General features: G+C 70.1%; 8 protein-coding genes. 3 read left to right on the forward strand and 5 right to left on the reverse strand.

Translation table 11 applies throughout. From position 1 onward, the window contains the following. Positions 1 to 5 precede the first annotated feature (5 nt). Positions 6 to 1712 (reverse strand): MDR family MFS transporter, encoded by a 1707-nt coding sequence (locus tag HCC61_RS22640; protein ID WP_169138222.1) that lies wholly within the window; start codon positions 1710 to 1712, stop codon positions 6 to 8. A 142-nt stretch (positions 1713 to 1854) separates the two neighbouring features. On the opposite strand from HCC61_RS22640, the gene HCC61_RS22645 reads away from it, so the two are divergent. Beyond that, entirely contained in the window at positions 1855 to 2424 is a 570-nt protein-coding gene (locus HCC61_RS22645; RefSeq protein ID WP_169138224.1) for a TetR/AcrR family transcriptional regulator, read from the forward strand. 96 nt (positions 2425 to 2520) lie between these two features. Here HCC61_RS22645 and HCC61_RS22650 read toward each other — a convergent pair whose 3' ends face one another. After that, positions 2521 to 3258 carry a M23 family metallopeptidase gene (locus HCC61_RS22650; protein WP_169138226.1) on the reverse strand — a complete coding sequence of 246 codons (738 nt, stop codon included), beginning with the start codon at positions 3256 to 3258 and terminating at the stop codon, positions 2521 to 2523. Between the two features lie 491 nt (positions 3259 to 3749). Between HCC61_RS22650 and HCC61_RS22655 the strand changes: the two genes are divergently transcribed. Together HCC61_RS22655 and HCC61_RS22660 are read left to right on the forward strand one after the other, a co-directional pair. Continuing rightward, on the forward strand, positions 3750 to 6521 hold the full coding sequence (locus tag HCC61_RS22655) for an NACHT domain-containing protein (RefSeq protein ID WP_169138228.1): 2772 nt from the start codon (positions 3750 to 3752) through the stop codon (positions 6519 to 6521). Positions 6522 to 6773: 252 nt separating this feature from the next. Continuing rightward, the gene (locus HCC61_RS22660; protein ID WP_240969207.1) at positions 6774 to 9533 is read left to right on the forward strand and encodes an NACHT domain-containing protein; all 2760 of its coding nucleotides are present in this window, start codon (positions 6774 to 6776) and stop codon (positions 9531 to 9533) included. Positions 9534 to 9712: 179 nt separating this feature from the next. Here the strand turns inward: HCC61_RS22660 and HCC61_RS22665 are convergent, their stop codons facing one another. From HCC61_RS22665 to HCC61_RS22675, 3 genes are all read right to left on the reverse strand, one after another. Continuing rightward, on the reverse strand, positions 9713 to 12241 hold the full coding sequence (locus HCC61_RS22665; RefSeq protein WP_169138230.1) for an ATP-dependent Clp protease ATP-binding subunit: 2529 nt from the start codon (positions 12239 to 12241) through the stop codon (positions 9713 to 9715). 1004 nt (positions 12242 to 13245) lie between these two features. Beyond that, positions 13246 to 13578, reverse strand: coding sequence for an Lsr2 family protein (locus HCC61_RS22670; protein ID WP_169138232.1), 333 nt, complete (start codon positions 13576 to 13578; stop codon positions 13246 to 13248). Positions 13579 to 13767: 189 nt separating this feature from the next. Then, entirely contained in the window at positions 13768 to 14295 is a 528-nt protein-coding gene (locus HCC61_RS22675) for an amino-acid N-acetyltransferase (RefSeq protein ID WP_169138234.1), read from the reverse strand. Positions 14296 to 14351: the final 56 nt, after the last annotated feature.

Consider the following 14351-nt stretch of genomic DNA (forward strand, 5'->3'; position numbering starts at 1 on the left):
GGCTGTCACACGGGACTGACGCTGCCCTCCGGCCTCGCCTCCGGATCCGACGGCTCCCCCGCGGTCTCCCCCGCGCTGTCCGGCGTCTCCTTCGCCGGCCCGTCGCCGCCCTTCAGCGGGACCTCCCTGACGAACCAGGTGGCGACGAAGCCGAGCAGCGCCGCGGCCGCCGCGACCAGGAAGACCAGATGTGTGCCGTCGGCCACCGCGTATTCGTACGCCTCCCGCACCTGCGCGGGCAGCCGCTCCAGCGAGGCGGCGTCCAGCTGCGCGGGAGTGCCGCCGTCGCCGCCGGGGCCGGGACCGCCCGCGCCCCCTGCGCCGCCCGCCGCACCGGCACGCTCGGTCATGGTCTCCCGCACGCGGTCTGCGAAGAGGGTGCCCATCAGGGCGACGCCGAAGGAGCCGCCGATCGTACGGAACAGCGTGGTCGTGGACGAGGCGACACCCATGTCCTTCAGCTCCACGCTGTTCTGCGCGATCAGCATCGTCAGCTGCATCAGGAAGCCCATGCCGGCGCCGAGGACCACCATGTAGAGCGCCGAGGTCGTCCTGCTCGTACCGACGCCGAGCTGCGCGAGGAGGAAGAGGCCGGCGGGGATGAGAGCGCCGCCGATCAGCGGGTACGCGCGGTACTTGCCCGTGCGGGTGGTGGCGCGGCCCGTGACCACCGAGACCACCATCATCGGCAGCAGCACCGGCAGGAGCAGCAGGCCCGAGTTGGTGGCGGAGGCGCCCTGGACTGTCTGCTGATAGAGCGGCAGGAACGTCATAGCGCCGAACATCACGAAGCCCAGCAGGAATCCGATCAGCGTCATCAGCGAGAAGTTGCGGCTGCGGAAGACGCCCAGCGGCAGCACGGGCTCCGCGGCCCGCCGCTCCACGACGAGGAGGGCCACGACCGAGGCGACGGCCACCGCCGAGAGCCCCGTGATCACCGGCGAGGACCAGTCGTACTCCGTGCCGCCCCAGCTGGTGACGAGCACGGCCGAGGTGATCGCCGCGGTGAGGAGCCCGGCGCCCGCGTAGTCGATGCTGCCCTGGGCGCGCCTCGCGGGGAGGTGCAGCAGCGCCACGACCATGGCGAGCGCGATCCCGCCGAGCGGAACGTTGATGTAGAAGGCCCAGCGCCAGCCGAGATGGTCGGTGAGCGTGCCGCCCACCAGCGGTCCGCCGATCATGGCGAACGACATCACCCCGGCCATCATGCCCATGTACTTGCCGCGCTCACGGGGCGGCACCAGCTCGCCCATGATGGACATCGCACCGACCATGAGCCCGCCCGCGCCGAGTCCCTGGAGCGCGCGGAAGCCGATGAGCTGGGCCATCGACTGTGCGGCACCGGACGCGACCGAACCGGCGAGGAAGATCACGATGGAAGTGAGGAAGGCTCCCTTGCGCCCGTACATGTCGCCGGTCTTTCCCCAGAGGGGCGTGGATGCGGCAGTGGTGAGGGTGTAGGCCGTGACGACCCAGGAGAGGTGCTCCAGGCCGCCCAGCTCGCCGACGATGGTGGGCATCGCGGTGCCGACGATCATGTTGTCGAGCATGGCGAGCATGACGGCGATCATCAGCGCGAACACCGACGTACGCACGCTGCGCGAGGTCCCCGCGGCCTGCCCCGCCGGTGCCGCACCGGACTCCCGGCCGGGCTCTCCCGGCTCTCCGGACGGCTCCGGCTCCCCTGGCTCTATGACTGCTTCCGTGCTCATTCCGCTCCCCCGCTCTCCTGCTCGCCGATCTCGTGCCCGCCGATCCCTTACTTGCCGACCGGCTAATCAGTACCATGAGAAAGGTAGGACGCAGCTAGCCGGGCGTCAAGCAAGTTTTGTCGCAGACGAGGAGCCGAGGCTCATGAGCAGGGGCAATACGCGGCAGCGCATCCAGGACATCTCCCTGGAGCTCTTCGCGGCACGCGGTTACGAGAAGACCTCGCTCCGGGAGATCGCAGAGCACCTCGGCGTCACGAAGGCCGCGCTGTACTACCACTTCAAGACCAAGGAAGAGATCGTCATCAGCCTCTTCGACGATCTGGCAAGGCCCTGCGACGAGTTGATCGACTGGGCCCTCGAACAGCCGCGTGACCTGGAGACGAAGCTGGAGGTGCTGCGGCGCTACAGCGAGGTCCTGAACCAGGCGGCGCCGGTGTTCCGCTTCATGCAGGAGAACCAGGCGACGATGCGCGAGCTGAGCATCGGCGAGTCCTTCAAGGGGCGGCTGATGAAGCTGCTCGACGTCATCCAGCTCCCGGGCGCCGAGCTGAGCGATCAAGTTCGTTGCTCCGCCGCCCTGTTCACGATGCACGCCGGCACGTTCACCCTTCAGAACATCGAGGGCGACCCCGAGGACAAGCGGCACGCAGTGCTCGAAGTCGCCCAGGAGATGCTGACCACCGCGCACAGGGACGCGGCCGCACGCGGCTGAGCCCGCCCCCGCCCCGCACGGACGGGCGGGGCCGCGGCGGTCCTGCCGACCGCCGCGGCCCCGTTCCCCGGCCCCGTGGTCACACCGCTCCGGTCGTCACACCTTGACGCCGTGCGAGCGCATGATCTGGACCGGCTCCTTGCCGGATCCGTAGTCGGGGGTGGTGCGGATCTCGAAGTGCAGGTGCGGACCGGACGAGTTGCCGGTCGAGCCCGACAGACCGATCTTCTGGCCGGTGTCCACCTTCTGACCGGGCTGCACGTTCAGCTTCGAGAGGTGCGCGTACTGCGAGTACGTGCCGTTGCTGTGCTTGATCACGATGGCGTTGCCGTACGAGGAGCCGTCGCCGGCGCCGTTCGGCCCGGCCTTGACGACGGTGCCGGCGTGCACGGCCTTAACGGGCGTTCCGGTCGGCACGGCGAAGTCCTGGCCGGAGTGCTTGTGCGACCAGCGGCCTCCGCTGTTGCCGAAGCCCGCGCTCAGCTCGTACTTGCCGGACACGGGCTTGGTCCAGCCGTCGGCGCTCTTCTTGACTCCGCCCTTGCGGTCGGCGCCGCGTGAACTCCGGTCGCCCTTGCTGTCCTTGCTGTCCTTGACGCGCTGCTCGGCCTTCTTCTTGGCCAGCGCCTCCTTGTGCTGCTGGTCGGCCTGGGCGCGCGTGGAGCCCGCCAGCTGCGACGCGGTGCCTGACGCGAAGACGTCGCTCTGCCCGTCCGTGTGGGCGGCGACAGCCGAGCCCGCGCCCAGCAGCACCGAGGCCCCCAGTCCGGCCGCTATTACGGCGACCCTGGTACGGCCACGAGGCGTGTGCGCGTTCCTGGGCGTCTTCGACATACGGGTGCTACCTCCGGAAATGGCTTGGGTGACCCCGAACCGTGGGATCTCGTGGGGACAAATCATTGGTAACCCGCCTGATCCGGCATACCAAAGAGCGTTATTACTAATAGGGCCCGTATGGACAGAGCAGACAGCAAGGCACCCTTACGGATTATTCGGACGCCGCCCATGCGGCCGTCGCGCCGCGACCGGCTTCACGAGGGCCGAGTACGGGGGTCGGGGACCGGCCCGTACGGGGCTGGGACTTTGGTCCCGCGGGGCTCCTAACTCCGGTCGTAGCGGCCGGAAGGGCTGTGCGGCACCTCACCCCGGAACGGAACGCGGGTCCGTACACGACGCGATGGCAGCGCCCTGGTCCGGGCCCCGGATGTGACCCGCGTCGCGTCACCGTGCGTACCGCCCGAAGTACGCGAGCGCGCAGGCCGCGCGGCCCCTGCGACTCGTCAACTCCCGCGCCCGGCGCCCGTTCCGTCGCCTACGATCCGTTCATGGAGCCCGTCACGATCGCCGCTCGAATAGCCTCCGCCGCGGTCGGACCGATCGTCAGGAGACTGTTCGTACAGGAGGGCCCGGGAGCGGCGCTGACGGACAGTCCGGTACGGATCTCCTCACTCGTCTCCTTCAGGGGCGAGCAGCGCACCCTGACCGGGAAGGACCTGCGGAAGCTGGCCGGGGAGCTGACGGAGCGTGGCGCGCGTACCGCGGGCCCGCACGAAGGCCCCGACGAGGAGACGAAGCGTGAGCTGGCCGACGCCCTCGCGGTCGCGCTGCACAGCCTCGGCGACCTGGACATGGACGATGTGCAGGCCGTACGCCTGGGGCCGGAGGGCCTGGCCAGGCTGCTGAACCGGCCGCGCTCGCTCTCGGCCGGCGCGGAGGCCCACTTCAGGCCGCTGCTGCACACGGCCTGCCTGCACATCCTGGACTTCTTCACCCGCCGCTCCACGTTCGTCGCGCGCACGCTCGCGGAGCAGACGCAGCAGCTGGAACGCATCATCAGCACCACCGATCTGCTCCTCGAACGCGTTCCGGCGCGCTCGGCCGAGGACGCCCGCTTCGAGCAGCGCTACGCCGAGCACATGGCCCGCAAGCACGGCGAACTGACCATCTACGGACTGGACTTGGGCGGCGCAGCCCGCGAGTGGCGCCTCGACATGGCCTACGTTCCGCTGGAGGCGACGCCGGACGCGCACGAGGGAGACGCCCACCAGGAAGACGCGGACGCGAGCGCGGATGCGGGCGGCGCGGGCGCGGAGGCGGAGCAGGACGCGGAGGCGGAGCAGGACGCGGGTCCCGTTGCCGCCGCCGGTCCCGGACCGCTCCCCGCCGATCGCGCGCTGGCCGGCCACGACCGGGTGCTGCTGCGCGGCGGCGCCGGTTCCGGCAAGACGACGCTGATGCAGTGGCTGGCCGTGACGGCCGCGCGCCAGAACTACGACGAGCAGATGACGCATCTGCTGGGCCGCGTCCCCTTCGTACTGCCGCTGCGCCGGATCGCGCTCGACGGGCTGCCCTCCCCGGACCGCTTCCTGCACGCCGTGCGCAGCAATCTCGCCGGTGCGCAGCCCCACGGCTGGGCGGAGCGCGTGCTGACGGCGGGCCGCGCGCTGCTGCTGATCGACGGGATCGACGAGGTGCCGGCGGACCGGCGCGACGAGGCGCGGCGCTGGCTGCGGGAGCTGTGCGGCGACTTCCCGGGCAATCTGTGGCTGGTGACGTCCCGTCCGTCGGCCGTACCGGAGAACTGGCTGGCCGCGGCGGGCTTCACGGAGCTGTCGCTCTCGCCGATGTCGCGTCACGACGTGGCGGCGTTCATCAGGCGCTGGCACAGCGCGGCGGAGGCGGGGCCCGGGCTGGCCGAGGACCTCGTCGCGGCCGTACGCAGCAACCCCGACCTGGGGCGTCTCGCCGTCAACCCGCTCATGTGCGGACTGCTGTGCGCCCTCAACCGCGAGCGGCACGGCGCCCTTCCGTACGGCCGCTCGGACCTCTACGACGCGGCGCTGTCGATGCTGCTGGACAGCCGCGACCGTGAGCGTTCCGTGCCGGTGCCGGACGGGCTGGGGCATCTGACGAAGGAGGCCCGGCTACTGCTGCTGCAACGGCTGGCGCACTGGATGATCCGCAACGGCCGTACGGAGATGGACGAGGAGGACGCCGTCGCGCAGCTCGCCCGCTCGCTGCCGCTGACGGCGGCCCCGGCGGAGACCGGTGCACGGGAAGTGCTGCGGCATCTCCTCGACCGTACGGGGGTGCTGCGCGAACCGGCCGAGGGGCGCGTGGACTTCGTGCACCGGAGCTTTCAGGACGCGCTGGGCGCGAGGGCCGCGGTCGAGGAGGGGGACTTCCCGCTGCTGCTGGACAACGCGCACAAGGACCAGTGGGAGGACGTGATCCGGCTGGCGGTCGCATACGCGCGGCCGCGGGACCGGGCACGGCTGCTGCGCGGGCTCGTGGCGCAGGTGCCGGAGGAAGCGGAGGCACCGGGCGAGGGGAGTGCGGGTCGCGAGGGCCGGGGCGGGGCGCGGGCGGGCCGCGAGGACCGGGGCGGGGCGCGGGCGGGACACGAGGGCCCCGGCGTGCGGAACCTGCTGCTGGCGGCGGCCTGTCTGGAGCACGCGACGGATCTGCATCCCCGGATACGGCAGGAGGTCACGGCCAGGACCTCCCGCCTCTTCCCGCCCAGGAGCATGGCCGCGGCCCGCCATGTCGCCGACATCGGCGGCCCGATGCTGCTCGGGCTGCTGCCGGGCCCGGACGGGCTCACCGACTCGGAGGCCGCGTGCGCGGTCGTGGCCGCCTCCCGTACGGGAACTGACGCGGCGCTTCCGGTGCTGGCGCGCTTCCGCGGACACCCGTCGCTCGCTCTGCGCCGGCAGCTGGTGTGGGCGTGGCACCGCTTCGACACGGACGAGTACGCGCGCGAGATCATCGCCCATCTCGACGAGAGCGACCTGTACTTCACCGTGCACCACACCGGCCATCTGCGGGCGTTGCGCGCCATGGGCGGACGCGCCCGCGTCCAGGTCGTCGGCCGGTACCACCCGGACCAGCTGCTCCAGCACCTCGACCACGGCAGGCTGACGCACCTGTGGCTGCGCGACGGCTACGCGCGCCACGGTCACGGCGGTCAGGAGTGGCTGTCGGCCTTTCCGCACCTGCACACGCTCGTCGTCCCGGAGACGGCACCGCGTTTCACGGCAACTCTCCCTCCGCACCTGACGGTTGTGCGGGAGAGCGACATGCCTTCCGTGGGCTGACTCCTCCGGCACGCGGGGGCGCGGTGCCCTTGGGGGGTTCGGGCGCCGGATCGACGGGATCGGCCGGTGCCCCGGTCCGCGACGTCGCCGTGCGCCCCCTTCCGTGACCCCGAGCCCGCCCTCCCCGCCGTGGCCGAGCCCCGACCCGTCCTCATAGGGTGGGCGGCGAACGTGACCTGACGCACATTCAGGCCATCAAGTGCCCCGGCCGACAGGACAGTCGACATCACCCTGCCGAAAGTCACCAATCCCATGGATCAACCCGCCGAACCCGTCGTACGGCTCGCGTCCTCCGTCGTCGAACCGCTGATCGGCCCGCTGCTCGTGCCGTCGGACGTCGCCGCCGACGTGCCCCTGTCCGGTTCTTCCGGGCGGCTGATGGCGCGGATGGTCGCCTTCCGCGGTGAGGACCCGGCACTCGGCTGGGACGAACTCTTCGAGACCGCGGCGGAGTTGGTGCGCCTCGGGCTGCGGGCGACCGGCCAGCGGCTGCCGGCGGCCGAGGAGTCCGGCACGGCGGCCGTGCTCGCGCGCTCGCTGTGGGTCGCCGGCGAGCTCGACATGACCGACGCCGAGGCCGTGGGGCTGGGTCCGTCCGCGTACGCACGGCGCCTGCACTCCGCCGTACCGGGTGCCGACCGCGAACTGTCCTCCGAGGCCGCATGGTTCTACGACGAGCTGCTGGCCGCCGTCTGCCTCCACTTCCTCCGCCTGCTGATCCGGCGCTCCCCCGGCCTCGCCGGTCGCCTGCCCGAACAGGCCCGCCACATCGGCGAACTCGTCGAACTCAACGACATGGAGGCGGCCAGCAGCACGCGTGACCCGCGGTCGCCCGAGGATACGGAGTTCGAGGAGCGCTATCTGCGGCACGTCATCGAGCAGTACGACCGCGTCACCATCTGCGGCATCGACCTCGACAATCCCGCGACGCCCGGCGACTGGCCGCTGGAGGCCACCTATCTGAGCCTGTCCGCGGAGTTCAGTTCTCCCGCGGCGTACTCCGCGGGCACCGGCGCCGGGGCGGGCACCCCGGGCACCCCGGATACGCAGGTCGCTTCGTCCGAGGAGACCGCTTCCGACGAGACCCTGTCCGACGCGAGCGCGCCGAACACGGCGGACGGCACCGCACCCGAACCGCCGGCGTCCGCCTCCGCGGACACCGTCACCACCGCCGAGAAGGCGCTGACCGGCTACGAGCGGATCCTGCTGCGCGGAGTGGCCGGCTCCGGTAAGACCACGCTCATACAGTGGCTGGCCGTCTCCACCGCGGGCGCCACGCTCCCGGAGGACCTGAAGGGGCTGCGCAGCCGCATCCCGTTCGTGCTGCCCGTACGGCGGTTCGCCCGCGAGGGCTTTCCCGAGCCCGGCGAGTTCCTGACCGCGGCAGGCCACGGACTCGCAGACGAAGCACCTGACGGCTGGGCCGCCCGCGTGCTCACCGGCGGTCGCGCGCTCCTCCTCGTCGACGGCATCGACGAGGTGCCGGAGCCCCAACGCCGGGCGCTGCACGAGCAGTTGCGTCCCCTCCTGCGGCAGTACCCCGGCAATCCGTGCCTCGTCACCTCCCGCCCCACCGCCGTAGAGGCGAACTGGCTGGCCGGGGACGGCTTCACCGAGCTCACCCTCGCCCCCATGAACCGCGACCAGGTCGCCGCCTTCATCACCGCCTGGCACTCCGCCGCGCGCACGGACAGGTCGGAGGAGGACGACGCGCAGCTGGACCGGTACAAGGAGATGCTGCTCCGGTCCATCCCGATCCACCGCGAGCTGCGGGTGCTGGCCACCAACCCCCTGATGTGCAGCCTCATCTGCGCCCTCAACGTCGACCGGGCCGGCTTCCTGCCGCACGGCCGCAAGGAGCTGTACGAGGCGGCCATGGCGATGCTCCTCCAGCGCCGCGACCCGGAGCGCCAGGTGGTGAACGCGGACACGATCGAGCTGGCACGAGCCCCCCGCGAACGGCTGCTGCGCAAGCTGGCCCATCGCATGCTCGTCGACGGGCAGCCCGTGCTCGACCAGCGCAGCGCGCTGCGGGAGATCGAGAAGTACGCCGCCACGCTCCCTTCCGTCGCGGCCCAGCACGCGTATCCGGAGCAGATCCTCGGCCATCTGCTGCTGCGTACGGGCGTGCTGCGCGAACAGGCCGACAGATCGGTGGAGTTCGTGCACCGCACCGTGCAGGACTATCTCGCCGCGAAGGAGATCGTCGAACAGGGCGATCTCGATCTGCTGCTGGAGCACGCCCACGAGCCGGAGTGGGACGAGGTCATCCGTATGGCAGTCGCCCACGCACGCCCCGCCGAGTGCGCCAGGCTGCTGCAAGGGCTGCTGGCACCCGGTGCGCTCGGCATGAAGCGCCAGCGGCGGCGGCTGATGGCCGCGGCCTGCCTTGAGCACGTCACCGAGGTCGATCCGGACACCTACGCCCGCGTGCGCCGCGAGACGCGCAACCTGGTCGCGCCCAGCGACGACGACTCGGCGCTCAGGCTCGGCTTCGTGGGTCCGATCGTCCTGGAGATGATCCCGGACCCGGCGACGGTCCCGGACGAGCAGGCGTACCGGCTGGCGCTCACCGTGACGCGCATCGACGACGACGCCGCGGTGGACTACCTGGCGCGGCTGCGCGACCGGAAGTCACTGAAGGTACGCAACGAACTCGCCCGCGGCTGGCGCAACTTCGAGACCGAGCGCTACGCGGAGGAAGTCATCCGGCACCTCGATCCGGAGGCGCTCTTCCTGCCCGTACGGGACCGTCAGGAGCTGGCGGCGCTGCGCAGGCTGGGCGGCCGTCCACAGGTGCAGATCGGCGGTCACTTCACGCCTGGCGAGCTGATCGACGGGCTTGGGCCCGACCGTCTCACCCATCTGTGGATCTCGTGCGACCTGGGCGCAGGCATGCGCATGGGGTGGCTGAGCGCGTTCCCCGCCCTGATGTCGCTCCGCGTGGACCAGCGACTTCCGCCCGTCAGCGACGTGCCGGAGGGTGTACGGATCATCGTCACGGACCGCTGAGCGGCGGGGTCGGGCGGGCGGAAGCGTCCCCTTCCGGACGCGGAGCCGACCCCGGGCCCGTGAGGGATCGCCCCATACCGAACCCGCCACCGAAAACGCCTGCGCGCCGTGGCAGCGGTGCCGCCACGGCGCACAGGCGTCGGTCGTACGGACGCGAACTCCGGCCCGTCAGCCGGGAGTCACGCCTCCTTGGAGAGGTTCGGGCCGCCGCCCGCCGCGGACTCCACCGGAGGTGCGTCCGGCAGCGCCGCCTTCTCCTCACCGCGGAAGGTGAACTTCTTCTCCTCGTCGGTCTCACCCTCGGTGTCCACGACCACGATGTGGCCCGGACGCAGGTCGCCGAAGAGGATCTTCTCGGACAGCTGGTCCTCGATCTCGCGCTGGATCGTCCGGCGCAGCGGCCGGGCGCCCATCACCGGGTCGTAACCCCGCTTCGCGAGCAGCTCCTTGGCGTCCGTGCTCAGCTCCAGGCCCATGTCGCGGTCCTTGAGCCGCTCGTCCACCATCGCGAGCATCAGGTCGACGATCCGGATGATGTCGTCCTGCGTCAGCTGGTGGAAGACCACCGTGTCGTCGACACGGTTGAGGAACTCCGGGCGGAAGTGCTGCTTCAGCTCGTCGTTGACCTTGGCCTTCATCCGGTCGTACCCGGCCTTGGTGTCGCCCTGGCCGGCGAAGCCCAGGTTGAACCCCTTGGAGATGTCCCGGGTGCCGAGGTTGGTCGTCATGATGATGACCGTGTTCTTGAAGTCGACGACCCGGCCCTGGGAGTCGGTCAGGCGACCGTCCTCCAGGATCTGGAGCAGGGAGTTGAAGATGTCCGCGTGGGCCTTCTCGACCTCGTCGAAGAGGACCACGGAGAACGGCTTGCGGCGGACCTTCTCGGTCAGCTGACCGCCCTCTTCGTACCCCACGTATCCGGGGGGCGAGCCGAACAGCCGGGAGACGGTGTGCTTCTCGCTGAACTCCGACATGTCGAGGGAGATCAGCGCCTCCTCGTCGCCGAAGAGGAACTCGGCGAGCGTCTTGGACAGCTCCGTCTTACCGACGCCGGACGGGCCCGCGAAGATGAACGAACCGCCGGGACGCTTCGGGTCCTTCAGGCCCGCACGCGTACGCCGGATCGCCTGGGAGAGCGCCTTGATGGCGTCCTCCTGGCCGATGACGCGCTTGTGCAGCTCGTCCTCCATGCGCAGCAGGCGCGAGGACTCCTCCTCGGTGAGCTTGAAGACCGGGATGCCGGTGGCCGTGGCCAGGACCTCCGCGATCAGCTCCTCGTCGACCTCGGCGACGACGTCCATGTCGCCGGCCTTCCACTCCTTCTCCCGCTTGGCCTTCTGGGCCAGCAGCTGCTTCTCCGTGTCGCGGAGGGAGGCCGCCTTCTCGAAGTCCTGCGAGTCGATCGCGGACTCCTTGTCACGGCGGACGTTCGCGATCTTCTCGTCGAACTCGCGCAGGTCCGGCGGAGCGGTCATCCTGCGGATCCGCATACGGGAACCGGCCTCGTCGATCAGGTCGATCGCCTTGTCCGGCAGGAAGCGGTCGGAGATGTAACGGTCGGCGAGCGTGGCCGCGCCCACCAGGGCCGCGTCCGTGATGGAGACGCGGTGGTGCGCCTCGTAACGGTCGCGCAGGCCCTTGAGGATCTCGATCGTGTGCGGCAGCGACGGCTCGGCGACCTGGATGGGCTGGAAGCGGCGCTCCAGGGCCGCGTCCTTCTCCAGGTGCTTGCGGTACTCGTCGAGCGTCGTGGCACCGATGGTCTGGAGCTCGCCGCGGGCCAGCATCGGCTTGAGGATGCTCGCGGCGTCGATCGCGCCCTCGGCGGCGCCCGCCCCGACCAGCGTGTGCAGCTCGTCGATGAACAGGATGATGTCGCCGCGGGTGCGGATCTCCTTGAGCACCTTCTTCAGGCGCTCCTCGAAGTCACCGCGGTAGCGCGAGCCGGCGACCAGGGCGCCCAGGTCCAGGGTGTAGAGGTGCTTGTCCTTGAGGGTCTCGGGCACCTCGCCCTTGACGATCGCCTGGGCCAGGCCCTCGACGACGGCGGTCTTGCCGACGCCGGGCTCGCCGATGAGCACCGGGTTGTTCTTCGTACGGCGCGAGAGCACCTGCATGACCCGCTCGATCTCCTTCTCGCGCCCGATGACCGGGTCGAGCTTGGATTCGCGGGCGGCCTGCGTGAGGTTGCGGCCGAACTGGTCCAGGACGAGGGAGGTCGAGGGCGTGCCCTCGGCGGGGCCGCCTGCGGTCGCCGCCTCCTTGCCGCCGGAGTAGCCGGAGAGCAGCTGGATGACCTGCTGCCGCACCCGGTTCAGATCGGCGCCCAGCTTCACGAGGACCTGGGCGGCGACGCCCTCGCCCTCGCGGATCAGGCCGAGCAGGATGTGCTCCGTGCCGATGTAGTTGTGGCCGAGCTGAAGGGCCTCGCGGAGCGACAGCTCCAGCACCTTCTTCGCACGGGGCGTGAAGGGGATGTGGCCCGAGGGCGCCTGCTGGCCCTGGCCGATGATCTCCTCCACCTGCTGACGGACCGCCTCGAGCGAAATCCCGAGGCTCTCCAGTGCCTTAGCGGCGACACCCTCACCCTCGTGGATCAGGCCCAGGAGGATGTGCTCGGTGCCGATGTAGTTGTGGTTGAGCATCCGGGCCTCTTCCTGAGCCAGGACGACAACCCGCCGCGCGCGGTCGGTGAACCTCTCGAACATCGTTAATCGCTCCTCAGAGCGGTCAGGCAGTAAGGGGACGCTCCCCTCTCTGTCCTTCCGCAGCTTAGTCCCGCAAGCGGGGACCGCTCATTCCATCTGCCGACTCCGGCCCGGCTGCGCCGACGGCCGGCCACGCTCCCGTGGGAAGCACAGTCGGGCCTCCTTCCCCGAACAGTCGACAACAGTTCCAACCCGATGGTGCGAGACGATGTTCCCGCAGGCCAGGCGTATCCACCGTGATTCACTACGCCCACGGCGAACGGCTCTTGGCCGAAACGCTCCCGGCTCGCCGGCATCGCTGCTCGCACCCCCGTGTCATCAGCCCTTGTGCTGCTGTCTTCGCGCTGCTGTCCGGCCCGAACAAGCAGGCAGGACCGACCTGGAACCTTCTTACCCGCTCGCACTGACACTCCATGCGGTGCTTGTCGGAGTCGGCTGAAGGCATCCGCTGAGGGCGAACAGCTTTCAACGCGGTCTTTCTCACTCGGCCACTCTCCGAATCCATACGGGCACACAACGGAGCGTTACGGTCGATGAGCGGTCAACAGCGAGTGACCGGGCGGGGGTTCGGGGGTTCGGGATTCGGGAGTTGCCGCGGTGGCGCGTGGCTGCCGGGCGGTGCGTGAGGTTCGCGGGGTTCGCGATTTCCGGCACCGGGACGACGGACCGGGGAACGGGGCCGGGAGTGGGGCCGCCGCAGGGGAAGCGTCCCGGGGGCGCGCCCGCGGCGGGCGCGAGGCGCTCACGCCGGTGCGGGGCCGCCGCTGCTGCGGGGCTCTCGCGCACGGACGGACGGACACGGGCCGGGACTTCGAGAACGTGCCGTCAGGCGCCGTCGGCGCCGTTCGCGGTGGCGCCGGTTACGGCCCTCGGGAGGCCGCCGTTTGACTGCGGCCTCCCGAGCCGGGGCGTAAGGCGGATCGCGTCGCTCTCGTGCGGTCCGGCGGCGCGGCGGCGGAATGCCGCCGGGCTCGGCCGAGAAGCACCGCACGCAAGTCGCGCAATCAGCCGTTGGCCTTCTCGTAGGCCTCCCGGATATTGGCCGGAACGCGGCCGCGGTCGTTGACCTCGTAACCCTCTTCCTTGGCCCATGCGCGGATCTTCGCGGTGTCCTGACTGCTGCCGCCGCCGGAGGCGCGGCCCTTTCCGCGTGCCGAACGCCCGCCGGTGCGGCGGCCGCCCTTCACATACGGCTCCAGGACCGTACGGAGCTTGTCCGCATTAGAGGTGGAGAGGTCGATCTCGTAGCTCTTCCCGTCCAGTGCGAACGTCACCGTCTCGTCCGCCTCGCCGCCCTCGAGGTCGTCGACCAGAAGAACCTGAACCTTCTGCGCCACCGGATACTCCCATTCGTCATCGATAACTCGATTACTGATACTGACGAAGAAAGCAAACCGCTTTTCGGTGAGAAACACAAACCCTCAGTTGAGTTTGTCCGGTCCACCGGCGGGATTGGCGGGATCTTTCGGACAAAGCGACTCCGTCAACGCTCGGGCGAGTGGTTCGGGCGGTCACCGCGCAGTCACTCAGAGATGCAGAAGCATGCGGCTGTTGCCCAACGTGTTCGGCTTCACCCGTTCGAGACCCAGGAACTCGGCCACGCCCTCGTCAAAGGAACGCAGCAGTTCGCTGTAGACATCGCCGTCGACCGGTGTCTCCCCGATCTCGGTGAAGCCGTGCCTCGTGAAGAAGTCCACTTCGAAGGTGAGGCAGAAAATGCGGCGCACGCCCAGCCAGCGTGCCGTGTTCAGCAGCTTCTCCAGCAGAACATGGCCCACGCCGGTGCCCTTGAGCGCCGGGTCGACGGCGAGTGTCCTGACCTCGGCCAGGTCCTCCCACATCACGTGGAGAGCGCCGCATGCGACCACCTCCGCGTCGTGATCCCGTTCCGCGACCCAGAACTCCTGAATGTCCTCGTAAAGGGTGACCGTCGCTTTGTCGAGCAGGATGCGGTCTCGCGAGTAGACATCGATCAGGCTTCGCACAGCGCGCACATCTGCCGTCCGTGCTCGGCGAACGGTGACTTCTGATACGGAAGGGGATGCTGACGCCATGAACGGACGCTATCGCCCTTGCCGGAGGCGGTGCTCTCCGGGTCCCCGGCGTTCAC

The sequence above is a fragment of the Streptomyces sp. HNM0575 genome (assembly GCF_012726265.1).
Lineage (GTDB): Bacteria > Actinomycetota > Actinomycetes > Streptomycetales > Streptomycetaceae > Streptomyces.